Below are 22,575 nucleotides of genomic sequence, written 5' to 3' on the forward strand. Positions count from 1 at the left end.
GAGCTATGCTCGGGCACGAAAAAGTCAATGTAAACATTGACGAAAGCGGTTAATGGCCGCGCCGCCGACGATATGTCACATAGGAGACGTCGGCGCTGTCGTCGGGGCCGGCAGGGTGGCGGATGCGTTCAACCTCGTCCCATTCCGCCTTGTCGATGTCGAAATGCGTGTCGCCTTCGGGGCGCGTGTGCACTTCGGTAATTTCGAGACGATCGGCGCGATCCAGCCATTGCCGGAAGATCTCGGCGCCGCCGATCACCGCGATCTCAGTGACCGAACGCCGCAGGGCATCGCCAAGCGCGACCGCACCGGCATCCGCTGGCGACGTCGTGACGATGGCGCCATTGGCGCGATAGGCCGCATCGCGCGTGACCACGATGTTGGTGCGGCCCGGCAGCGGCCGGCGCAGGGTCTCGAAGGTCTTGCGCCCCATGATCACGGGCTTGCCGATGGTCAGCGCCTTGAAGCGCGCCATATCGGACTTCAACCGCCACGGCATGGCATTGCCCGTGCCGATAACGCCGTTCTCCGCGATCGCGACGACGAAGACGATCTCCATCAGGCAGAGCTCCCGGCAAGCTGTGTCAGCGCAGGCCCGGTGACGCGGCACAGCGTCCAGTCGTCCATCATGACCGCGCCGAGCGATTTGTAGAACGCGATCGAGGGTGCGTTCCAGTCGAGCACCGCCCATTGCAGGCGCGACCAGCCGTTGTCGAGGCATTCCCTGGCGAGATAGGCCAGCAGCGCCTTGCCGAGACCCTTGCCCCGATGCGACGGCCGCACATAGAGATCTTCGAGATAGATGCCGTGGCGGCCGCTGAAGGTGGAGAAATTGAGAAACCACACCGCGAAGCCGACCGGCTCGCCGTTCCACTCCGCGATCGCGCAATAGAGCTGCGGCCGCTCGCCGAACAGCGCGTCGGCGATGTCGGCCTCGGTCGCCTCGACCTCGTGCGTGAGCTTTTCGTACTCAGCGAGCTCGCGGATGAAGGACAGGACGAGCCCGGCCTCCCCGAGCTGCGCACGGCGGATGGTCGACGACATCGGTGTCAGACCGCGACTTCCGCCTTGATGTGCGGATGCGGATCGTAGCCGACGAGCTCGAAGTCTTCGTAGCGGAAGGAGAAGATGTCCTTCACATCGGGGTTGATCCGCATCACCGGCAGCGCGCGAGGTGCGCGGCTGAGCTGGAGCCGCGCCTGCTCCAGGTGGTTGGAATAGAGATGGGTGTCGCCGAGCGAGTGCACGAAGTCGCCGGGCTTGAGGCCGGTAACTTGCGCGACCATCATGGTGAGCAGCGCGTAGGATGCGATGTTGAAGGGCACGCCGAGGAAGACGTCCGCCGAACGCTGATAGAGCTGGCACGACAACTTGCCGTTCGCGACATAGAACTGGAATAGCAGGTGGCAAGGCGGCAGCGCCATCTTGTCGACGTCCGCCGGATTCCAGGCGGTCACGATCAGCCGACGCGAATCCGGGGTGCGCTTGATCATGTCGATGACCTTGGCGATCTGGTCGATGCTGCCGCCGTCGGGTGTCGGCCAGGAGCGCCACTGATGGCCGTAGACCGGACCGAGATCGCCATTGGCGTCCGCCCACTCGTCCCAGATCGTGACGCCGTTGTCGCGCAGATATTTGATGTTGGTGTCGCCCTTCAGGAACCAGAGCAGCTCATGCACGATCGCCTTCAGCGGCAGCCGCTTGGTTGTCAGCATCGGGAAGCCGGCCGACAAATTGAAGCGCATCTGATGGCCGAACACCGAGAGCGTGCCGGTGCCGGTCCGGTCGGTCTTCTCGACGCCGTCTGAAAGAATCCGCTCGAGCAGGTCCTGATACTGGTGCATGTTGCGACTGAGCCTTTGGGGAGGCGGCGAACTTAGCGGCCGCCCCCGCGCTGCAACAGCGGCGATTCGCTGTCCCCGTCGATTATACCCGGAAAAGTGAGTGTTCCCGGCACAAACGACAAGGGGGCGAAACTCAGCGTTCCGCCCCTCGCCTAGCGCCTTGATCGCTTTCGCTTAATTTGCCGGCTTGAGCACCGGGCTCCACTTCGCGATCTCGTTCTTGACCAGGGTCGCCAGCGCCTCCGGGGTTCGGTCCTTCGGCGCGGGGATGACGCTGCCGAGTTCGAGCAGGCGCTTCTTCACAGTCTCGTCGTCGAGTGCCTTGACGGCGGCGGCGTTCACACTTGCCACGATCGCAGGCGAGGTTCCCTTGGGCGCGAACATCGCGTTCCAGGCCTGAGCCTGGAATGCCGGCAGGCCAGCTTCCGCCGTGGTCGGCACGTTCGGCAGCGACGGGTTGCGCTCGGCCGTGGCGATCGCATAGGCCTTGATGGTGCCGGCATTGATCTGCGGGACGGCGTTGACGATCTGGTCGCACATGTAGTCGACCTGACCCGCCACCAGCGCATTCATCGCAGGTCCCGTCCCGTTGAAGGGCACGCCGACCGGCTTGATGTCGAGGATCGAGTGCAGAAGCTCGCACGAGACGTGCGAAACCGAGCCGACGCCGGCATGCGCGGCGTTCACCTTCTCGGCATTCGCCTTCACATAGGTGACGAACTCCTTGAGGTCCTTCGGCGGAAAGTCCTTGCGCGCCAGGATCAGGATCGGCGTGCCCGCCAGCAGGGCGATCGGCTCGAAGTCTTTCTCGGGCTGATAGGCCAGCTTCGGATAGAGCGGCACAGAGGCGGCATGCGTGCCCATATGCCCGGTGATCAGCGTATAGCCATCATTGGCCGCACGCGCTGCACGCGTCGTGGCAGTGGTGCCGCCGGCACCCACGACGTTCTCGATGATGATGCTCTGCCCCAGCGTCTGCGCCATGTGCCCGGTGACGATCCGTGAGATCACGTCAGTCGGCCCGCCAGCCGCGAAGGGCACGATCATGGTAATGCTGCGCGTCGGATAGGTCTGCGCCTCAGCCGTTGCGATAAAGGCGCCCAGCGATGCTATCGCTGCTGCACATGCGCCTGCGAGCGCGCGAATGAACGTCATGGCGATCCCCCTTTGGACACAATAAAATGCCGGCCCAAAGGCCGGCATTTCCATTTCACAAAGCCGTAACACAAGTCGATTCGACTTCCGAATGCGGCGTGCCGACGCAGGGCGCGGCGCGGGCGCAGGGCGCGAGCGACCTCAGTTCTCGGACTCGGTGAACACCTCGTCGCGCTTGGCGCGCAACACGGGGAGCACCGTCAGGACAAGCAGGCTCGCCGCGACCGCAAGCAGCACCGCCGACAACGGACGCGTCAGGAACACGCTCCAGTCGCCACGCGAGATCAGCAGCGCCCGGCGCAGGTTCTCCTCCATCAGCGGTCCGAGCACCATGCCGAGCAGCAACGGCGCCGGCTCGAAATCGTGCTTGATCAGCCAATAGCCGACGAGACCGAACACGCCGGCGAGGATGACGTCGACCGGCGCGTTGTTCACCGAATAGATGCCGATTGCGCAGAAGATCACGATCGAGGGGAACATCAGCCGGTACGGCACGCGCAAGAGCCGCACCCAGATTCCGACCAGCGGCAGGTTGATGATGATCAGCATCAGATTGCCGATCCACATCGAGGCGATCATGCCCCAGACGAGATCCGGCTGCTTCTGCATCACCTGCGGACCGGGCACGATGCCATGGATGGTCATGGCACCCACCATCAGCGCCATCACCGCGTTCGGCGGGATGCCGAGCGTGAGCAGCGGAATGAACGAGGTCTGTGCCGCGGCGTTGTTGGCACTCTCCGGTCCCGCCACGCCCTCGATCGCGCCGCGGCCGAACCGGGACGGGGTCTTTGAGAGCTTCTTCTCGAGCGTATAGGCCGCGAAGGACGCGATCACCGCGCCGCCGCCAGGCAGGATACCGAGGATCGAGCCGAGCACGGTGCCGCGCAGGATCGGCGGCGTCGCATCGGCCAGGTCCTTCCTGGTGGGCATCAGGCCGGTGATCTTCTGCTGCACGAGGTCGCGGTTCATCTCGGCGCCGTGGTCGAGATTGCGGATGATCTCGGCGAAGCCGAACACACCCATCGCCACCGTCGCAAAGCCGAGTCCGTCGGCGAGCTCCGGAATGTTGAAGGCCATGCGCGAGGCGCCGGTCTCGATGTCAGAGCCGACCATCGACAGCAAGAGGCCGAACACGATCATCGCAATCGCCTTCAGCACCGAGCCCTTGGCCAGCACGACCGCGAAGATCAGACCGAGCACCATCAGCGAGAAATATTCGGCCGGGCCGAACGCCAGCGCGAGTTTCGTCAGCGGTGCGCCAAGCAATGCGATCAAGACGGTCGCGACGCAGCCGGCGAAGAACGAGCCGATCGCGGCGATCGCCAGCGCCGGGCCGGCACGGCCTTGCTTGGCCATCTGGTGACCGTCGATGGCGGTCACGACCGATGTCGCCTCACCGGGTATGTTGACCAGGATCGACGTGGTCGAACCGCCATATTGCGCGCCGTAATAGATGCCGGCGAGCATGATCAGCGCGCCCACCGGCGGCAGTCCGAAGGTGATCGGCAGCAGCATGGCAACGGTCGCGATGGTTCCGATGCCAGGTAGAACGCCGACCAGCGTGCCGACGAGGGCGCCGATCAGGCACATCAGGAGGTTGATCGGGGAGAACGCGACGGCGAAGCCGTGAGCGAGGTTGGCAAAGATATCCATCACGCCCTCACTGGATCAGGAAACGCGGAAACATCGGCATCGGCAGCCCGAGCACGTAGGGGAACAGGATTGCGCAGCCGAGCGTCAGGCAGGCGCCGACGATGGCCGCTTCCAGCCAGCGCGTCTCGTGCGAACCCGTCGCCGCGATCATGAAGCTGGCAAAAGCCGTGACCACGAGGCCGAGCGGCCGGATCGCCAGCGCGAAGAACAGGATCGCCGCCATCACGAACAGCGGCCCGCGCCAGGAATAATGGGCAAGCGCCGGTCCCTCCGTGATCAGGCCGGTCAACGCGACGCCGGCAGACAGGGCAACCAGCAGCCCGCCGAACATACGTGGCGCAGTGCCTGCACCGAAGGAGAAGCCACGCATGCCTTGCAAATCACTCGACGCCCACAGCGCGAACAGGGCAAGGGCCATCAGCACGACGCCGCCGACATAGTCTTGCGCCGAACGGATGGTCATGAACACCGTGAGGATCGCCACCGCAAACAGCGGATAGGAATAGATCAGCGCCAGCAGCACCTCGGACGACATCTTCTTAGCGCCGCCGCCGAACGATCCGAAGATGGCACTGGGCGCGCCGGCCAGCAGCGCTGTCGCGTGGCTGGTGACGACCGCCGCCGGACCGCGGCCGGTCCCCCAGCCGAAGATCGTCCCGATCGACCAGATCAATTCGAAAATCTGCGGCGCAATCGCCAGCAGACAAAAGCCGAGCGCCAACCGGGTGTTTCGGGTGGCTGTCGCTGAGTGGCCCATCGTGTCGGCCATGCCTGTCTCCTCCGCGACCCGTAAGTCACGAGCACTGTTGTTCTAAATCGGCTGGAACTGGTTACCCCCGCCCGGATCACTGCCTAGCGATTTTCATCAGACAATGCCAGCAAAACCCAACACGCCACCGGCAAGGCGATGCCAGAGTGGATTGATGCGCGAGATGGACGCGACCACCGCAACCATCGCGCTCAGGAGCAGTGCAGCAATTGTGCGATCGCAGGATGAGGGCGCTCGCTGCCTGTCGGTCATCCAGTCATGCACCCACTGTGCGCCCCAGTGCATCAGGTGCCGTCGCCGCGGTCCCGCCCTCGGCGAGCAGCGACATCGGACAGAAGGCGAAGATCAAGGACCAGATCGGGCTTCGGCCGGTCATGCTGCTACTTTCCGCCGCAGGAAATAAGTGATGCCGACACTGACGGGGATCGCGACCAGCAGCCGCCATCAAGAGTCAGACCGCCGCGCGGGAGAGCGGCCCAAGGCGGCCTGAAACCTATCCAAAGGGAACCGCAGGATAGCTCCTCCAACCCTCTGTTTTTCGGGAGCTTTGCCCCCTATATTGGGAGTGCCGGTTCGCCGGCTATGGAAATAAACGGTCGTCGTAATAAACCATTCGGACCCGGGGGCGGTACCCGGCGCCTCCACCAAAGCCCACCATCGGGCGAGCCTGAAGCTGGGCTTTGGCGGGGGCGAAATAGGATCGACGAGGGCGTAAAGGGCGTGCTTTTTCCCGGTATTGTTCCGCCGTTATCGGGCTACTGCAATAGTTGCCAACGACAACTTTGCTCCGGTTGCTCAGGCTGCGTAACGCAGTTTGAAAGACCACTCTAAAGTCCTAGTGGGTTAAGCTCCGCTAGGCGGGGTTCGGAGGCACCTGGCAACAGAAGCCTCCACTTTACTCTTTGATTTCTTCCCCGGCGGGGACTCCTGCTCACCCGTCAGGCGCGGTACTATTGCGGCTTGGCGAGTCGGATCGGCAGGGTCCGGCTTCGGGGATGCAACAGGACCACCATGGCGACCGATCATATCCGATACGATGTGCTGGCCCGCGACGCGCTGCGCGGCGTGCTGCGGAAGGTGCTGACCGATGCCGCGGCCCATGGCCTGCCGGGCGAGCACCATTTCTTCATCACCTTCGTGTCCAAGGCCGAGGGCGTGAAGCTGTCGCCGCGGCTGCTCGCGCAATATCCGGAGGAGATGACGATCATCCTCCAGCACCAGTTCTGGGACCTGACCGTGCTCGAGGACCGCTTCGAGGTCGGCCTGTCCTTTGGCGGCATTCCGGAGCGGCTGGTGGTGCCGTTCAGTGCGATCAAGAGCTTCCTTGATCCGTCCGTGAAGTTCGGCCTCCAATTCGACACCTCCGACGTCGCCGAGGTCGCGCCGGACAATCTGCCGGCAGCGCCTGCGCCATCGGCCGTATCGGTCCCGGCACCTGCCGCGGAGAAGGCGGAAGCTGCCGACGAGCCAACCCCGCCGAGCCAGGGCGGCGCCGAGGTCGTGCGGCTCGATCGTTTCCGCAAGAAATGATCTAGGTTGGCCGCGACGCCATCGCGCCCGCCCCAACTGCCTATATAGAGAAGCACATGAAGAGGCCGTGCGGCGTTTCGCGCGGCAGAATGGATGTGCTCATGGCCAAAGCTTCCCGCTCGAACACCGCCCGCCCGGCGACCCGCACCGAGACCGATAGTTTCGGTCCCATCGAGGTGCCCGCCGATCGCTATTGGGGGGCGCAGACCGAGCGGTCGCGCCAGAATTTCCGCATCGGCACCGACCGCATGCCGATCTCGCTCGTGCATGCCCTCGGCATGGTCAAGCTCGCCGCCGCGCAGTCCAATCTCGAACTCGGACTGCTCGATCAGCGCCGCGCCAATGCCATCGTCCGCGCCGCGCGCGAGGTGATCGAGGGCAAGCTGGACGATCATTTCCCCCTTGTCGTGTGGCAGACCGGCTCGGGCACGCAGAGCAACATGAACCTCAACGAGGTGATCGCCAACCGCGCCAACGAGCTGCTCGGCGGCGAGCTTGGCGCCAAGAAGCCGGTGCATCCCAACGATCACGTCAACATGAGCCAGTCGTCGAACGATTCCTTCCCGACCGCGATGCACATCGCGGCGGCAAGCCGCATCAATGTCGATCTCGTCCCTGCCCTCGCCGAGTTGCTGCGCGCGCTGCGCAAGAAAGAGAAGGAGTTTTCGAAGATCGTGAAGATCGGCCGCACCCATACCCAGGATGCGACGCCGCTGACGCTCGGTCAGGAATTCTCCGGCTATGCCGCGCAGGTCGAAAGCGGCATCGCCCGGCTCAAGCTCGCGGTGAAGGACCTCTATCCGCTGGCGCAGGGCGGCACCGCCGTCGGCACCGGCCTCAACTCGAAGCCGCGCTTTGCAAAACTGTTCGCAAAGCATGTCGCCGGGATCACCAAGCTGCCCTTCACCAGCGCCGCTAACAAATTCGAGGCGCTGGCCTCGAACGACGCCTATGTGCTGGCGCATGGTGCCATCAATTCGGTCGCGACCGGCCTGTTCAAGATCGCCAACGACATCCGACTGCTCGGCTCCGGACCGCGCTCGGGCCTCGGCGAATTGATCCTGCCGGAGAACGAGCCCGGCTCCTCGATCATGCCGGGGAAGGTCAACCCGACCCAGTGCGAGGCGATGACCATGGTGTGCTGCCAGGTGTTCGGCAATCACACCGCGATCACGGTCGCCGGCAGCCAGGGCCATTTCGAGCTCAACGTCTACAAGCCGGTGCTGGCCTACAACATGCTGCACTCGATCCGCCTGATGGCGGATGCCGCGCGCTCCTTCACCGAGCATTGCGTCAGCGGCATCCGAGCCGACGAGAAGCGCATCAAGGAGTTGATGGAGCGCTCGCTGATGCTGGTGACGGCGCTGGCCCCGAAGATCGGCTACGACAACGCCGCCAAGGTGGCCAAGACGGCGCATGCCAACGGCACCACGCTGAAGGAGGAGGCGCTGCGGCTCGGCTTCGTCTCGGCCGAGGAGTTCGACCGCCTGGTGCGCCCCGAGAAGATGACCACCCCGGGATAAAATTCCGAATTCCGATAGCCATCCGTAATGATACGGACGCTCGGCGCCCAAAAATATGCGGCTTTGGGGGCAGGATTTGATTACCGTCAATGTTGCGGCGGGGCGGCGTGTTACGCAGCCCTGCTGCCCTCGACGGGGCGAAGCATCCTTTGATGGCCCCAAGGGCCGATTGACGAGGACGAGCGAATGGCGATCAAGTCTTTTGGGGCGCAATGCGGCGCCCTGTTTCTGAATGTTCCATCCTGCCTGAAGAGGATCGGATGATGGAGACGCGGCATGGGGAACGTCATCAACCTGAATCGTTTCAGGAAGCGCGTCGAGCGGGAAGCCTCGGCGAAGCAGGCGGACGCCAACCGGGCGAAATTCGGGCGCACGAAGGCGGAACGGTCGTCCGAGGCGAAGCAGGCGGACCAGGCCAAGGAGCACCTGGACCAGCACCGGATCGATCGCGAGGAGCAGCCATGAAGTCGCCGGTCGTGAAACGGTCGATCGTCGTCGCCGGCCACAAGACCAGCGTCAGCCTGGAAGAGGCGTTCTGGAACGGCATGAAAGAGATCTCCGGCCTGCGCAACATGACGTTGTCCGAGCTGGTCGGCGAGATCGACAACAACCGCCAGCAGGGCAATCTGTCGTCGGCGATCCGTCTCTTCGTCCTGGACTACTTCAAGAGCCGCGCCATGGCCGCCCAGCCGGACAAGGTCCCGGCCCAGTAGCCGTCGGGGGCGCCCGCGACGGCGCCCCGGCCGCCGCACTTTAAAATCGCTCTAAGGTGCAGCTTCAGCGGGCGACCGCGCTTGACCTCAATGCCCGGCGTTGAAAATACAGGGCATGACCGACAGCACTGATACGCGTTCGCACATGCCGCTGGGTCTGGCCCAGCGCGGCTATACCGGCGTCATCCAGCACCTCGCCGCCAAGCAGGCGGACTCGGCGCTTTCGGACGTCGAGCTCGAGAGCCGCCTGATCGAGCTCGGCTTCGTCGAGGGCGCCCGGGTCGAGATCCTGCATGAGGGGCTGGTCGGGCGCGACCCGATCGCGGTACGCGTCGACAGCATCACGATCGCGGTCCGCCGTCGCGAAGCCATGGCCATCATCGTCGCCTGACGCGCGACCGGAATTTTGCCCCCAGGCCCTTGATCCCATGGAAGCACCCCTGCTGCATCTCGCCCTGGTCGGCACGCCCAACAGCGGCAAGACCTCGCTGTTCAACGCGCTGACCGGCAGCCGGCAGAAGGTCGCGAACTATCCCGGCGTCACGGTCGAGCGCAAGGAAGGCTTCTTCGTCACCCCGCTCGGCCGCCAGGTCTCCGTGGTCGACCTGCCCGGCACCTATTCGCTGCGCGGCCGCAGCCCGGACGAGGAGATCACCCGCGACTTCGTGCTCGGCAAGGCCTCCGGCGAGACCCTGCCCGATCTCGTGCTGTGCGTGGCCGATTCCACCAATCTGCGCTTGACCATCCGCCTGCTGCTGGAGCTGAAGCGCACCGGGCGGCCGATGATCCTCGTGCTCAACATGTTCGACATCGCAAGCCGCCGCGGCATCAATGTAGACGTCGAGCGGCTCGTTAAGGAGCTCGGCGTGCCCGTGGTCACCTCGATCGCGGTGCGCAAGGGCGGCACGGCCGACCTGCTCAAGCTGACCGACGAGATCTCGGCCAAGCTTGCCGCCGAGCCGCAGGACAACATCTGGCGCGCGCTCAGCGTCAGCGAATTGCGCGCGACCCAGCGCGAGGCCGACCGCATCATCGCCGACTGCGTCAGCCTGCCTGCTCGCCCCGACACCTGGACCGCACGGATCGACGCCGTCGTGCTGCATCCGGTCGGCGGGCTGATCGTGCTCGCGCTGATCCTGTTCGTGATGTTCCAGGCGGTGTTCGCCTGGGCGCAGCCGGCGATGGAGCTGCTGAAGTCCGGCTTCGACTCGCTCGGGGAGCTGGTGCAGGCCACGCTGCCTGACGGCTTGCTGCAAAGCTTCCTGCAGAACGGCGTGATCTCCGGCGTCGGCAGCGTCATCGTGTTCCTGCCGCAGATCATCCTCATCTTCCTGTTCATCCTGCTGCTGGAAGATTTCGGCTACATGGCGCGCGCGGCGTTCCTGATGGACCGCATCATGGGCGGCGCCGGGCTGCACGGCCGCGCCTTCATTCCGCTGCTGTCGAGCTTTGCCTGCGCCATTCCCGGCATCATGGCGACGCGCGTCATCGACAACAAGCGCGACCGGCTGACCACGATCCTGATCGCGCCGCTGATGACCTGCTCGGCGCGCATTCCGGTCTATACGCTGATCATCTCCGCCTTCATTCCGGCCAAGGACATCTGGGGCTTCATCAATCTGCAGGGCCTCGTGATGTTCGGCCTCTATGCCGCCGGCATCATCAGCGCGCTCGTCGTCTCGTTCCTGATCAAGTTCTTCATGCTGCGCGACTTTGCGCCGGCGCCCTTCATGTTGGAGCTGCCGGACTACAAGATGCCGCGGCTGAAATCGATCGTGATCGGCATCTACACCCGCGCCAAGATGTTCTTGCAGCGCGCCGGCACCACGATCTTCTCGATGATGGTGCTGATCTGGTTCCTGGCCTCGTTCCCGCAGCCGCCCGCGGGCGCGACCGGGCCGGCCATCGACTTCAGCCTCGCTGCGATGATCGGCAAGGCGCTCGCGCCCCTGCTCGCCCCCGTCGGCTTCAACTGGCAGATCGCGGTTGCCCTGATCCCGGGCATGGCGGCGCGCGAGGTCGCGGTCGCGGCGCTCGGCACCGTCTATGCGATCGAGGGCGGCAAGGAAGCGGCCGAGCAGATCGGCCAGGTGCTGGCGACGAAATGGTCGCTCGCGACCGCGCTGTCGATGCTGGCCTGGTACATCTTCGCCCCGCAATGCGCCTCCACGCTCGCCGTGATCCGGCGCGAGACCGGAAGCTGGGCCTGGATGGGGGTCACCTTCGCCTACATGCTGGTGCTGGCCTATGCGGCGAGCCTCGTGACGTACAACGTCGCGGTCGCGCTGGGCGCGGGCTAGCCGCTTCCAAAGCAAAAGTACGAAAACAACCCCATGCACAGTAGACGGGGGTCGTGAAATCAACGGGTTACGCGCAAGGCAACAAACCACCCGCCTCGTCCGTTGACCCGTCGGGCAAAACAGGGGCATGATGTCATGATCAGCCCGTAGCGATAGCAGCATGAGCGACACGCCACCCAATCGGCGATCTGTCTCCGTGGACCATTTCAGCACCGACCGCCTGACCGCCGAGCGGTTGCGCGAGGATCACCTCGCCGACCTCGTCGCGCTGCATCGCGATGCCGAGGTCTCCCGTTTTCTCGGCGGGGTGCGGACGCCCGAGGTCACGAGCGCCTATCTTGCGACCAATATGGCCCATTGGGACCAGCACGGCTTCGGGCTCTGGACACTGCGAAGGAAAGACGGGGCCTTTGCCGGACGGGCCGGCATCCGGCACATTCTCGTGGACGATGTCGACGAGATCGAGATCGCCTACGCATTCAAGCGCGAATTCTGGGGCCAGGGATTTGCAAGCGAGATCGCGACCGCGCTGACGGACATCGGACTATTACAGCTTGCGCTGCCCTCCCTCATCGGCATCGTCTATATCGGCAACGCTGCATCCCGCCGTGTGTTGGAGAAATCGAACTATCTGCTCGAGCGAAGCGCGAACCGTCACGGCAACGACGTCGTGATCTACCGCATCCGACGGTGAATTCCAGAACGAGACCGGGTGGAGGTGGATCGCTTGTGTTCATTTTTGAACCGACACGATCCGGTGGTCGTCCCAGTCTCCAGCCGTCGAGGTGGCGAATACGCCAATTCACTTGATGCATCTGAGCGGCAACGAAGCGGCCGCGCTATCGTCCGGGGGAGTTTCGGCGCGGGAACTCAATCCTTGCCTGAGAGTTCCTAAGACGGACCTTTTTAGCCAAACCCGGCTCCTTGCGCACGCTCGGAGCGCATGGAGAGCTTTCGGAACACACGTAAGGGGGGTTCATGACCGTTCAATCCGCGGCTGTTCCAGGCTGCGACCCGAAGGACTCGCCGAGAATTTCGACCGGCAGCGACGGTCTGGATGACATCCTGGGCGGCGGGCTCGATGCCAACCGGATGTACCTTTATGAAGGCCGGCCGGGCACTGGCAAGACCACGATTGCGCTCCAATTCCTTCTCCGCGGCGTGCGGGACGGCGAACGTGTTCTCTACATTTCTCTCTCCGAGACCAAACGCGAGCTCACTGTGGTGGCGCAGCGGCACGGCTGGTCACTGGACGGCGTCGACATCTTCGAGCTGGTGCCGCCGGAAACGACGCTCGATCCCGAGCGCGAGCTGACGGTTTTTCATCCCGCCGAGATGGAGCTGAGCGAGACCACGGGTCTGATCTTCAAGGAGGTCGAACGGATCAATCCCACCCGCGTGGTGCTCGACAGCCTGTCCGAATTGCGGCTGCTGGCGCAGAACCCACTTCGCTACAGGCGCCAGGTTCTGGCCCTGAAGCACTTCTTCACCAATCGCAACTGTACCGTCGTGCTGCTCGACGATCTTTCATCGTCCCAGGACGATCTGCAGCTGCATTCGATCGCGCACGGCGTGGTGATGCTCGAGCAGCTGGCCATCGACTACGGTGCCGAGCGGCGGCGGCTTCGCGTGATCAAGATGCGCGGCATCCGTTTTCGCGGCGGCTACCACGATTTCACGATCGAAACAGGAGGCTTGCGGATATTCCCACGTCTGGTCGCGGCCGAGCACCACAAGACGTTTATCGGCGAGTTCACGCCCAGCGGCAACGCCGAACTGGATCAGTTGCTGGGAGGCGGTCTCGAGCGCGGCACCAACGCGCTTCTGATCGGAGCCGCCGGCGTCGGCAAGTCGTCCATTGCGCTCACCTTTGCGATTTCAGCAGCGGCACGCGGCGAGCACGCCGTGTTCTTCGCCTTCGATGAAGGTCGCGGCACGGTGGAGGCGCGCGCCCGAACGCTCGGCCTCGCCCTCGACGAGCATCTCGATGCCGGCCGCATCCGCTTCCAACAGATCGATCCAGCCGAGCTCTCACCCGGTGAATTCGCGGCCAACGTGCGCAGGAGCGTCGAACGCGACAACGCCCGCATCGTCGTTATCGACAGCTTGAACGGCTATCTCAATGCAATGCCGGACGAGCGGTTTCTCATTCTGCAGATGCACGAGCTGCTGAGCTTCCTGGCGCAGCAAGGAGTTCTCACCATCCTGATCCTGGCTCAGCATGGGCTGGTTGGGCCAACGGACACCAACCTCGATATCAGCTATCTGAGCGATGCGGTCCTCATGTTGCGCTATTTCGAGCTCGGTGGAACGGTGCGGCGCGCCTTATCCGTCGTGAAGAAGCGCAGCGGCGACCACGAGCATACGATCCGCGAATTTCGGCTCACAAGTGCCGGCATCAAGCTCGGTCCGCCACTTAGGGATTTCAGCGGCATTTTTTCCGGCACCCCTCATTATACCGGCCCGGCGATGGCGGAAGGTATTGCTGAATGACCGTCGGGCGAGATCACCATGTTCTCGTCTTCGCCCCAATCGGCCGCGACGGCCCAGCCGCTGCGGAGCTCTTCCGTGGCTCCGGCCTTGAAGCCGTCAACTGCCGCGATCTGGATGAGCTCGTCACCGAGATGAGTGCCGGGGTGGGTGCCGTTTTCGTTGCCGAGGAAGGTCTGTTCGGGAAGGACACGGCGCCGCTCGCGAAGTGGATCGCGGGCCAACCGCCATGGTCCGACCTCCCTTTTGTCGTCCTCACCAGCCACCGGGAGCAGCCTGCGGTGGTCGCCTGGCGGCGCAGCATTGTCGAGCTTCTCCGCAATGTTTCGCTGCTCGAACGCCCGGTTCAGCCGATCACTCTGACCAGCACCATCCAATCCGCACTGCGGGCACGCGGACGTCAATACGAGATCCGGGCGCTGCTCGAGGCGCGCGAGCAGACCGCGCAGGAGCTCGAAAAGCTGGTGATCGAGCGGACCAAAGCGCTGGAGGAGGCCAACAAGCAGCTTCGCCTCGAAATTGAAGAGCGCGCACGCGTGGAGGAAACACTTCGCCAAGCTCAGAAGATCGAAGCCATCGGCCAGCTCACCGGCGGCGTGGCGCACGACTTCAACAATCTCCTGATGGTGATTTCCGGCGGCCTCGACATGCTCGAACGCCAGACTGATCCGGCCCGCCGTCGCCGCCTGATGGACGGGATGATCCAGGCGGCACAGCGCGGGGCAAGCCTGACCAAGCAACTTCTGGCATTCTCACGGCGGCAGAAGCTCCGGCCGGAGCCCGTCGACGTCGCCGCGCAGATCGGCGGCATGCGAGAACTGCTCGATCGCAGCCTGAGGGGTGACGTCCATGTCGAATTTGACTTTCCGGAGCAGCTATGGCCGGTGGAGGTCGATCCCGGCGAGCTCGAACTGGTCATTCTCAACCTGGCCGTCAACGCCCGCGACGCCATGCCCAATGGCGGCACAATCATCGTGCATGGCGAAAATCTACCCGACCTGAACGATGGGGAGATTTCCGGCGACTACGTTCGCTTGTCGGTCGTCGACACCGGTGTCGGCATGCCCGCGGAAATCATGTCGCGGGTGTTCGAGCCGTTCTTCACGACCAAGGACATCGGCAAGGGGTCGGGACTTGGACTCGCACAGGTCCATGGATTTGCAACGCAGTCGCGGGGCACGGTGCGAATTCGATCGGAGGTCGGCCGCGGCACGAGCATCGAGCTGTATTTGCCGCGATCCTTCGAGACTCCTTCCGGCGAGCGACACCTCATCGACCTCACCCGGGTGCGCCCGAAGAAGAGCAATCAGGGGCAGATCCTGCTGGTGGAGGACGATAACGAGGTTGCCGCGCTGGTCAGCGAGATGCTCGGCCAGCTCGGTTACGACGTCACCCGCGCCTCCAGCGCCGCGGCAGCGCTTGGTGCCCTGGCGGACGGCCGTCCCATCGATCTGATCTTCTCCGACATCATGATGCCGGGCGGCATGAACGGGGTCGAGCTTGCGCGCGAGATCAGGAAGAGACGAAGCGACATACCGGTATTGCTGACCAGCGGATACGCCGAAGCCTCGGTCCATGAAGCGGAGACCGCGGGCATTGCAATATTAGCCAAACCCTATCACATCGACGAGCTCGCGGCAGCCTTGTCCGCGGCGAAGTCAAGTCTTCGGCGCGATGCAGGCGCCAAACGCTCGAACTCCTGCTGAGAGTGATCCTGGATTTCGCTGCGCTCTGTCCAGGCCACTCGGTGATCTCAGGAGCCTTACCGGAAATACCCAAGCACGAGATCGACGTCCGCGCTGCGGGCCACGGTGCCGTTCAGCTCGGCATCGATGACGCGGCGGCAGGCGTCGACCGCGGCGTGGTCGCCGAGATCGTTGGCGGCTTCGAGCACGAGCCAGGCGGCGTCCACAGAGGCCTTGTCCGGAGCCGCGCCGCCGAGATCGGCGCTGGCGGCATTGGCCGGATTCTTCTTGCGAACGGCGGTGCCGAATTGAGGCAACATTGCAGATACTCCCCTGTCCTCAGTGGACCTGTCAGTGAACCTGAAGCTCGGGCTGACGGCCCGCATCGGCACCCGCGCCGGTCTTGCGCGACTGATAGAACTTCAGAATGCTGCGCGAGGTCTCGATCTTGAGCCGGCCGTACTCGCGCTCGTTGTCCTGGAGCTCGCGCGCCGTGATCAGATGATCCTTGGCGCCGAGGAACAGCAGCGACATCGTCGTGTCCCAGGAGAAGTCGAGGGCCTTGCACAGCACCAGGATCATCTCGCGGTTGCGGTCCATCAAGGCGCGCTCGATCACGTCGACCGGCAGCGCCGACAGCAGCGACAGGCCGATCTGCACCTCGTCGAAGCGGTGCTGGCGGGCATAGTTCGAGATCGAATCCTGGTTGAGATTGCCCTGACGATACTGCGTCGTGACCACGCGCTTGGCGACGAAATAGCTGCGCGAGGACGGGCCGAACTTGGACTGGAGATCGCCGGTGACCTCGGTCACCGAGCTCTGGATCTGCGACATCATCTCGGGCCGCTCGACCTCGAGGCGGCGGCGGACGTCTTCGGAGGCCTTCGCGATCAGCTGTTGGAAGATGTGGCGCGGCACGTCCTTGCGCAGGCCGAGCTGCTCGGCAAGGATCGAATCGCCCTCGGCACGGCGGACCATGTGCAGCAGGCCCGAGCCGGAGAAGCGCGCGCCCTCGTTCTTGGCGACCGAGGTCACGACCTCCTGGTTGCCGCGCTTGACCAGCACGTCGGTCACGGCTTCGCCGATCGACTGGCGCTGGGAGATCGCCAGCAGATGCGCCTGGCCCTTGGTCATGGCGCTCTCGACCAGCATCTTCTCGTCGATGCGATTGGAATCGCGCAGCACGGGACCGGCGACCGCGATCTCGTCGTCGAGGGCGAGCTTTTCGATGACGTTGAGCGGGGCGTGATCGCAGGCCGACATCACTTCGGAGAGCTGCGCGCGCGCAGCCACCTCGATCTCGTCGGCGAGCCGGCCGATCACCTCGCCGAACATGCTGATCTCGTCGTCGCTGTAGCGGCCCGTGATCAGGATGTCGGTCGCATGCCACAATGCGCGCGCCCGGCTTTCGTCGGTGCCGCGCGCGATCGCGTCGTCCAGATCCTGCAGAAGCGATTTCGCCCCGTTCATCTCGATAACCCCAGTTCTTGGCAGCCCTTTGGCGAGCCGTCCCGCCGCTCGCGGCGCGACGCCGAATTCCTCTGGGAACCAACGCTAGAGATGAAACGCGAGAATTCAGTAAAACCGGCAAATCAGTTTTGCCGACGAAAATTCGTTCAAATGCGAGGGGACGCGTTAACTGACGAGCAAGGTGCTGTGCTGGAGGTGCGCTCCCTCTCCCGCTTGCGGGAGAGGGTCGGGGAGAGGGTGTCTCCGCAATGGGACTTTCCCCTAGAGGAGAAAGCCCTCACCCGCGCCTTCGGCGCGACGTCTCCCGCAAGCGGGAGAGGTGAGCGAGCCCGCGGCCCAATTCGCGCAAACCAATCTGCTCAAGGATTTTGCGGGGTCAGCACCAGCGGCGGCTTCGGCCTGGGCTTGGCGGGCGGCGGGCCCGGGGCCGGCTTTACGTCGATCGGCGGCGGGAGCGGTGCGAGTTGCTGGCTGGCAAGCGGCGGGCTCGGCGCGGCGGGCGCCGCCTGCGGAGCCTTCGGGGTCGGCGCCACCTTGGGCTTTGCCGGCGCGCGGCGCGGATCCTGGCCCGGCAACGGCACATTGGCCGGCGCCTGCTCGGGCGCTATCTCCGGAGACACCAGTGTCGGCAGCGCAGCGGTGGCCGGCGGCGGCTCGCCGCGCTCGATGGCGTCGAGCCGCCGCGTCTCACGATCGATCGTGCGCACAGCAAGCCACGACGACAGCGGCGCGAGGTCGATGGTGCGGCTCAGCCTGTCGGGCGGGCCTGCCGCGAACAGCTGGATCTCCGGCGGAGCGCCGGAGAGCCCGGTCATGATCGGCGTCAGGCTGGCGCGAATGTCGGCCTGATCAGCGGGAATGTCGTAGCCGCCGGAGACGATGGCGCGGGCATTCTTCGCTTCCAGCGGCGTTGCGCCGACCCGCAGACGGCCGTCGCGGATCGTGAACGGAATCTGCGCCGAGGGCACCGCAATGCGCCCCGCCGACAGCGCGGGCTCGACGAGCTGCCGCAGCCGGTTGTCGTCGTTGACCTGACCGCCGTCGCTGGCGCGGATGGCGATCTCGAACGCACGCGGATTGAGGCCGGCGATCTCGGCGGATTCGAGCGTCACCGTGCCGTTGCCGGCGAGCGCACCGGTGAGGGCCACGACGCTGCGGCCCTGGCTGGTCAGCGCCATCTGCACCGAGGCGCGCCCCTTGGGCAGCGCGAGGTCGCGATAGCGCAGCGCCGACGCATCGACATTGCTGAGCTCGATGCGCGCGTTCAGCGCAAGACCAGCCGCGCCATTGCGCGCGTCGAGGCTTGCTGACATTTCGCCGCCGCCGACGCCGCCCTTGAGCGCATCGAGTGCGAACGACTGGCCGTCGCTCCGGATCACGCCGCCGAAGGGGCGCAGCTCGATGCCGCCGGGCAACGTTCCGCGCAAGGCCTGGAAGGCGATGCGGCCGCGCCAGCCGCTGACTAGTCCGGCGCTGAGCGGGTCGCCGGACTCATGACCGGCCGCGCCGACCGCGACGGCGAGCGCCGGCACCAGATCGAGCGCGTCGAGCCCGACCTCGCCGTCGACGGTCTTGTCCTGATCGAGCGTCACCGCAACATGGCCGCGCAGATGCGAGCCCGCGGCATTGCCGTCGAGATCGCCGAAGGTCAGGCGATTGCCGGAGAGCGTGAGGCGGGAGGACAGGCTGACATTCTGCGCCGACTTGTCGGCCGGGCTGGTCCCGAGCAGCGGCGCCAGATTGGCGTTGCGCACGCGCAGGTTCACGCTCGCCTTGGGATCGAACAATTTGGGCTCGAACGATTTGGATTCGAATGATTTGGGCTCGGACGGTTTGGGCTCGGACAATTCGATGCTGCCTTGCGCGTCCGCATCGAGCCCGCCGCCGCTGAGCTTTGCGTTCAATTGCAAGGGACGGCGCCAGGTCCCGCTCAAGCGGCCTTCGAATTGCGTGGCGCCCTCGCCCGGGGCCACGATGCGGTCGAGCCCGAACAGTGCCAATAGGGTGCCGGCCTGCGGCGCCGCGACTTTCGCCTCCAGCGTGAAGTCGCTGTTGCGCAGGCGTTCGAGGTCGATGCCGCCGATGGCGGCCGCCGGGGTCTGCGCGGCCAGCGTCGCCGTGGTCTTGAGCTGCGGTGCGTCGAGGTCGAGCACGACGCGGGCATTGCTGCGATCGGCCTGCTCGGCGTTCTTGTCGAGGCTGAGATCGAGCTTGAGACGGGTTGCGCCGGGCAAAGACGGGAGCGCATCGAGGCGCGCGCGCATCGCGGGCGCGAACGGCTCGATCAGCGCGGTGAGCTCGCGCAGCGAATTGGCCGAGGATTTCAGCGCGAGCTTGCCGGTGGCCTTGGCGCGGTCGAAGCTGCCGCTGGCCTCCGTGGTCACGCCGCCGGCCTGGCCGAAACGCAGCTGCTCCAGCGACAGCGACGCCGGGCTGTAGGCGAGCCTGGCTGCGAACGGCCGCAGCTCCTGGCCGGCCGAGATGGCGCGGCCGATATCGAGCGCGAGCTTTGCCTCCTCCGGCCATTCGCCTTGCGGCCCCGCCAGCGCGCGCACGAAGCTCGCGGCGGCATCGAGGTCGAGCCGATCGGCCCTGAGGTCCGCATCGATCCGCGAGCCCTTGCTTGGGCCTGTTTGCACGAAGGCGATGCGGCCTTCGACGGCGCCGCCGTCGATGTCGGCCTTCAGCCTGTCGATGGCGAGATGATTGGCGGCGATGGTGACGTCGCCGGAAAGGCGCAGCGGCCGCGTGCTGCGGCGGTTGATCTCGCTGCGGCCCTGCAACCAGCCTACCAGAGTGTCGGGATCCGAGGACTCGACGCTGAGCCGGCCGCTGAAACTGTCGGCGCCGGGAGCCGCGCCATTGAGCGAGAGCTGCGTCATGCCGGGCGCGCGCAGCTCGAGCCGCCGAAAGGTCCAGGACCGGCCGTCGGTCGCAAGCTCGGCCGCGATGTTCTGCAGCGGACGGCCACCGAGCATGATCTGATCGGCATTGAACTCGATCTGCGCCGGGATCGGCACCTGCGGGATCGCCGCCAGCCCTGCGCGCAGTGCCGGCAGGACGCGCTGCGGATCGGCATCGTCCCTGGCGGTCAGCCTGTCGGCATCGACCTGCCGCGCCGACAGCACCGCGCGCAGCAAGGGCGAGGCGCCAAACCTGATATCGCCGACGCCGCCGAGCTTCAGCGCGGTGTCCTCCGCGCCGAAGCTCGCATCGATCTGCTCGAATTTCGCGCCGGCCGGATCGGCCTTGAGCCTGGTCGCGAGCTTCCAGGGTGTCGGCCCCGCCTCGCCCGCCTTCTTAACCGCGGGCACGGCGAGCGTCAGCGCGCCCTCGAATTTCGGCTGGCGATTGTCGAAGGCGAGCACGCCTTCGAGATCGGCGAGGATGGCGCGCTCGCCGGGATCGATGTTGAGGTGGAGACGGGTCGCGCTGCCGTCGGCGCTGGGGCCGGAGGAGACTCGGAACGGGTAGCGCACGCCGCGCGCGCTGAAGCTGCCGTCGCCCCGCACCGACCCTGCGAGCGAGCGCACGTCGCCGGAGAAGGCGATGTCGTTCAATTCCAGCGTCGAGCGGCTGGCGGCGTCGTGAAGAGCGAGGCGGCCGGTGAGGTTCAGCCGCTCGATGGCGAGGGACGCCAGGTTGAAGGTGCCGCTCGCGGTCGACGGCAGATCGACCCGCCCGCGCGCGTCCAGGCCGAGATCGACTGCCATGCCGCCGACCGTGAGCTCGGTGGCGCGCCATTCGCCGCGCATCAAGGAGCCGAGGCTGAACTCGACGTCGAGCTTGTCGGCGCGCAGGCGGCCGAGATCGTTGTTGCCGCCGAAGGTGACGGCGCGCAGCCGCAGCGTCGGCGCCGGCAGCAGCCGTGCGTCGAGCTCGCCCGCCACCCGCACCGGCACGCCGATGATCTTGCCGGCCTCCGCCTCGAACTGGGGCCTGAACTGGTTCCAGTCGATGTAGTAAGGCCCGATCAGCGCGGCCAGCAGCGCAATAATGAAGGCAATCGCCAATCCGAGCAGCGTCGTCTGCACGGGTCTCCCCTCGGCCAAACCGGCCCGGGCCGAAGCTGAGGGCCTCAGGCGCGCCGGAACAGCCCCTTATATAGGGGGAAGTATGGCGAAGTCACAGCGACTGTTGCGCGCGGAGGTTAACGCGCGTGCCCCCTCACCAGCTCGCCGGCAGCCGCTTCAGCCCGCGCAGCACGAAGGTCGGCCGCCATTCCGGGGTCTCGACATCGTCGATGCGCAAATCCGGCAGCCGCCGGAGCAGCGTGGCAATGGCGATCTCGGCCTCGATGCGCGCCAATTGGGCCCCCAGGCAGAAATGGATGCCGCCGCCGAACGACAGTGGCTTGACGTTTGCCCGGGTGACGTCCAGCCGGTCAGGCCGATCCGGGTAGATCGCGGGATCGCGGTTGGCCGAGCCGAGCAGGCAGAGCACGGTCTCACCCTTGGGGATCTTCACGCCGCCGAGGTCCTCGATCTCCTCCAGCGTGACGCGGCCGGTCATCTGCACCGAGGAATCATAGCGCAGGAACTCCTCGATCGCGTTCGTCATCAGCTCGGGCCGCGCTTTCAGGAGCGCAAGCTGATCCGGGTTGCGGTGGAGCGCGAGCAGGCCATTGCCGATCAGGTTGACCGTGGTCTCGTGGCCGGCCACGAACAGCAACATGATATTCGCAGTCAATTCCTCGTTGGTGAGCTTGTTGCCGTCCTCCTCGGCCAGCACGAGCTGGGTCGTGAGGTCGTCTCCCGGATTGCGGCGACGCAGTTCGAACAACTGCTGGAAGTACATCTGCGCCATCAGGTTGCGTGCGTTGCCCTGCTTGATCTCGTCCGGCGTCATGGGGACAGGATCCAAGATGCGCACGCCATCGCTCGACCCCTTGTGGAACGCCTCGCGGTGCTCTTCCGGGATACCAAGCATATCGCAGATGATCGTGACCGGCAGACGGAACGCGAAGTCCCCGATCAGGTCCATCTGACCGCGCTCGATCACGGCATCGATGGCATGATCAACGATCTCCTGGATTCGCGGCCGCATGTCCTCCACGCGTCGCGCGGTGAAGGCCTTGACCACGAGCCCGCGCAAACGGGTGTGATCCGGCGGGTCGGCCTGCAGCATCGTGTGGCCCAAATTCCGAAAGACCGGCTCGTCCATGATCCTGTCGCTGTAGCGGCGCCTGGAGCGCTCGACGAAATCCTTGCCGAAGCGCTTGTCACGCAGCACGACACTGACCTCGGCGTGGCGGCTGGCGACGTACTGGCCGAACGGCGTCAGGTGGATCGGATCGAGCGTGCGCAGCCGTTCATAGTGCGGATAGGGATCGCGGATGAAATCCGGCGAGAGCGGGTTGAACAGCGGTCCGCCAGCGGGTTGCACTTGCTCGTTCATGGTGACCTCGGATCGGTTGCCGCATGACACGCTTACGCAAGGC

Annotated in this window: 19 protein-coding genes and 1 other RNA gene; 10 read left to right on the forward strand and 10 right to left on the reverse strand. The window is 65.2% G+C overall.

What is annotated here, in order from left to right; translation table 11 throughout:
* Positions 1-49: 49 nt before the first annotated feature.
* The 6 genes from DCG74_RS33770 to DCG74_RS33795 all read right to left on the reverse strand — a co-directional run bounded on the left by DCG74_RS33770 (position 50) and on the right by DCG74_RS33795 (position 5,424).
* Positions 50-559: a dihydrofolate reductase gene (locus tag DCG74_RS33770; RefSeq protein ID WP_172787442.1), complete on the reverse strand. Its 510-nt coding sequence runs from the start codon at positions 557-559 to the stop codon at positions 50-52.
* Positions 559-1,044 (reverse strand): GNAT family N-acetyltransferase, encoded by a 486-nt coding sequence (locus DCG74_RS33775; protein WP_172787443.1) that lies wholly within the window; start codon positions 1,042-1,044, stop codon positions 559-561. The genes DCG74_RS33770 and DCG74_RS33775 overlap by 1 nt, the downstream gene beginning before the upstream one ends.
* Positions 1,045-1,049: 5 nt before the next feature.
* Positions 1,050-1,844 (reverse strand): thymidylate synthase, encoded by a 795-nt coding sequence (locus DCG74_RS33780; protein ID WP_172787444.1) that lies wholly within the window; start codon positions 1,842-1,844, stop codon positions 1,050-1,052.
* 174 nt (positions 1,845-2,018) lie between these two features.
* Positions 2,019-2,999 (reverse strand): tripartite tricarboxylate transporter substrate binding protein BugD, encoded by a 981-nt coding sequence (locus DCG74_RS33785; RefSeq protein ID WP_172787445.1) that lies wholly within the window; start codon positions 2,997-2,999, stop codon positions 2,019-2,021.
* 141 nt (positions 3,000-3,140) lie between these two features.
* Positions 3,141-4,655, reverse strand: coding sequence for a tripartite tricarboxylate transporter permease (locus DCG74_RS33790; RefSeq protein ID WP_172787446.1), 1,515 nt, complete (start codon positions 4,653-4,655; stop codon positions 3,141-3,143).
* A 7-nt stretch (positions 4,656-4,662) separates the two neighbouring features.
* A complete protein-coding gene (locus DCG74_RS33795; RefSeq protein ID WP_172787447.1) occupies positions 4,663-5,424 on the reverse strand; it encodes a tripartite tricarboxylate transporter TctB family protein in 762 nt (253 codons plus the stop codon).
* Positions 5,425-5,952: 528 nt separating this feature from the next.
* Here DCG74_RS33795 and ssrA point away from each other — a divergent pair.
* The 10 genes from ssrA to DCG74_RS33845 all read left to right on the forward strand — a co-directional run bounded on the left by ssrA (position 5,953) and on the right by DCG74_RS33845 (position 15,686).
* Positions 5,953-6,319: a transfer-messenger RNA gene (gene ssrA / locus DCG74_RS33800) on the forward strand.
* 116 nt (positions 6,320-6,435) lie between these two features.
* On the forward strand, positions 6,436-6,954 hold the full coding sequence (locus tag DCG74_RS33805; RefSeq protein WP_172787448.1) for an SspB family protein: 519 nt from the start codon (positions 6,436-6,438) through the stop codon (positions 6,952-6,954).
* A gap of 89 nt (positions 6,955-7,043) precedes the next feature.
* Positions 7,044-8,477, forward strand: a complete 1,434-nt coding sequence (fumC, locus tag DCG74_RS33810; protein WP_172787449.1) for a class II fumarate hydratase — start codon at positions 7,044-7,046, stop codon at positions 8,475-8,477.
* Positions 8,478-8,753: 276 nt separating this feature from the next.
* A complete protein-coding gene (locus DCG74_RS33815) occupies positions 8,754-8,942 on the forward strand; it encodes a DUF4169 family protein (RefSeq protein ID WP_025038042.1) in 189 nt (62 codons plus the stop codon).
* On the forward strand, positions 8,939-9,190 hold the full coding sequence (locus DCG74_RS33820) for a ribbon-helix-helix domain-containing protein (RefSeq protein WP_025038043.1): 252 nt from the start codon (positions 8,939-8,941) through the stop codon (positions 9,188-9,190). The genes DCG74_RS33815 and DCG74_RS33820 overlap by 4 nt, the downstream gene beginning before the upstream one ends.
* A 115-nt stretch (positions 9,191-9,305) precedes the next feature.
* Entirely contained in the window at positions 9,306-9,581 is a 276-nt protein-coding gene (locus tag DCG74_RS33825; protein ID WP_172787450.1) for a FeoA family protein, read from the forward strand.
* 37 nt (positions 9,582-9,618) lie between these two features.
* Positions 9,619-11,490, forward strand: a complete 1,872-nt coding sequence (locus DCG74_RS33830) for a ferrous iron transporter B (protein ID WP_172787451.1) — start codon at positions 9,619-9,621, stop codon at positions 11,488-11,490.
* Between the two features lie 196 nt (positions 11,491-11,686).
* Positions 11,687-12,184, forward strand: coding sequence for a GNAT family N-acetyltransferase (locus tag DCG74_RS33835; protein ID WP_172787452.1), 498 nt, complete (start codon positions 11,687-11,689; stop codon positions 12,182-12,184).
* A gap of 284 nt (positions 12,185-12,468) precedes the next feature.
* Entirely contained in the window at positions 12,469-13,983 is a 1,515-nt protein-coding gene (locus tag DCG74_RS33840) for an ATPase domain-containing protein (protein WP_172787453.1), read from the forward strand.
* On the forward strand, positions 13,980-15,686 hold the full coding sequence (locus DCG74_RS33845; RefSeq protein ID WP_172787454.1) for an ATP-binding protein: 1,707 nt from the start codon (positions 13,980-13,982) through the stop codon (positions 15,684-15,686). Before DCG74_RS33840 ends, DCG74_RS33845 begins: the two co-directional genes overlap by 4 nt.
* 56 nt (positions 15,687-15,742) lie before the next feature.
* Here the strand turns inward: DCG74_RS33845 and DCG74_RS33850 are convergent, their stop codons facing one another.
* From DCG74_RS33850 to DCG74_RS33865, 4 genes are all read right to left on the reverse strand, one after another.
* Positions 15,743-15,985 (reverse strand): hypothetical protein, encoded by a 243-nt coding sequence (locus tag DCG74_RS33850; RefSeq protein ID WP_172787455.1) that lies wholly within the window; start codon positions 15,983-15,985, stop codon positions 15,743-15,745.
* 31 nt (positions 15,986-16,016) lie between these two features.
* Positions 16,017-17,135: a DUF2336 domain-containing protein gene (locus DCG74_RS33855; RefSeq protein WP_172787456.1), complete on the reverse strand. Its 1,119-nt coding sequence runs from the start codon at positions 17,133-17,135 to the stop codon at positions 16,017-16,019.
* Between the two features lie 359 nt (positions 17,136-17,494).
* Entirely contained in the window at positions 17,495-21,169 is a 3,675-nt protein-coding gene (locus DCG74_RS33860) for an AsmA-like C-terminal region-containing protein (RefSeq protein ID WP_172787457.1), read from the reverse strand.
* A 133-nt stretch (positions 21,170-21,302) separates the two neighbouring features.
* Positions 21,303-22,532 carry a cytochrome P450 gene (locus DCG74_RS33865; RefSeq protein WP_172787458.1) on the reverse strand — a complete coding sequence of 410 codons (1,230 nt, stop codon included), beginning with the start codon at positions 22,530-22,532 and terminating at the stop codon, positions 21,303-21,305.
* Positions 22,533-22,575 lie beyond the last annotated feature (43 nt).

This window comes from Bradyrhizobium sp. WBAH42 (genome assembly GCF_024585265.1).
In the GTDB taxonomy this organism is placed as follows: domain Bacteria; phylum Pseudomonadota; class Alphaproteobacteria; order Rhizobiales; family Xanthobacteraceae; genus Bradyrhizobium.

Coding starts and splice junctions, on each gene's coding strand:
- DCG74_RS33780 (WP_172787444.1), bottom strand. CDS start 1,844: ATGCACCAGTATCAGGACCTGCTCGAGCGGATTCTTTCAGACGGCGTC.
- DCG74_RS33855 (WP_172787456.1), bottom strand. CDS start 17,135: ATGAACGGGGCGAAATCGCTTCTGCAGGATCTGGACGACGCGATCGCG.
- DCG74_RS33845 (WP_172787454.1), top strand. CDS start 13,980: ATGACCGTCGGGCGAGATCACCATGTTCTCGTCTTCGCCCCAATCGGC.
- DCG74_RS33770 (WP_172787442.1), bottom strand. CDS start 559: ATGGAGATCGTCTTCGTCGTCGCGATCGCGGAGAACGGCGTTATCGGC.
- DCG74_RS33790 (WP_172787446.1), bottom strand. CDS start 4,655: ATGGATATCTTTGCCAACCTCGCTCACGGCTTCGCCGTCGCGTTCTCC.
- DCG74_RS33820 (WP_025038043.1), top strand. CDS start 8,939: ATGAAGTCGCCGGTCGTGAAACGGTCGATCGTCGTCGCCGGCCACAAG.
- fumC (WP_172787449.1), top strand. CDS start 7,044: ATGGATGTGCTCATGGCCAAAGCTTCCCGCTCGAACACCGCCCGCCCG.
- DCG74_RS33825 (WP_172787450.1), top strand. CDS start 9,306: ATGACCGACAGCACTGATACGCGTTCGCACATGCCGCTGGGTCTGGCC.
- DCG74_RS33775 (WP_172787443.1), bottom strand. CDS start 1,044: ATGTCGTCGACCATCCGCCGTGCGCAGCTCGGGGAGGCCGGGCTCGTC.
- DCG74_RS33865 (WP_172787458.1), bottom strand. CDS start 22,532: ATGAACGAGCAAGTGCAACCCGCTGGCGGACCGCTGTTCAACCCGCTC.
- DCG74_RS33805 (WP_172787448.1), top strand. CDS start 6,436: ATGGCGACCGATCATATCCGATACGATGTGCTGGCCCGCGACGCGCTG.
- DCG74_RS33815 (WP_025038042.1), top strand. CDS start 8,754: ATGGGGAACGTCATCAACCTGAATCGTTTCAGGAAGCGCGTCGAGCGG.
- DCG74_RS33785 (WP_172787445.1), bottom strand. CDS start 2,999: ATGACGTTCATTCGCGCGCTCGCAGGCGCATGTGCAGCAGCGATAGCA.
- DCG74_RS33850 (WP_172787455.1), bottom strand. CDS start 15,985: ATGTTGCCTCAATTCGGCACCGCCGTTCGCAAGAAGAATCCGGCCAAT.
- DCG74_RS33840 (WP_172787453.1), top strand. CDS start 12,469: ATGACCGTTCAATCCGCGGCTGTTCCAGGCTGCGACCCGAAGGACTCG.
- DCG74_RS33830 (WP_172787451.1), top strand. CDS start 9,619: ATGGAAGCACCCCTGCTGCATCTCGCCCTGGTCGGCACGCCCAACAGC.
- DCG74_RS33795 (WP_172787447.1), bottom strand. CDS start 5,424: ATGGCCGACACGATGGGCCACTCAGCGACAGCCACCCGAAACACCCGG.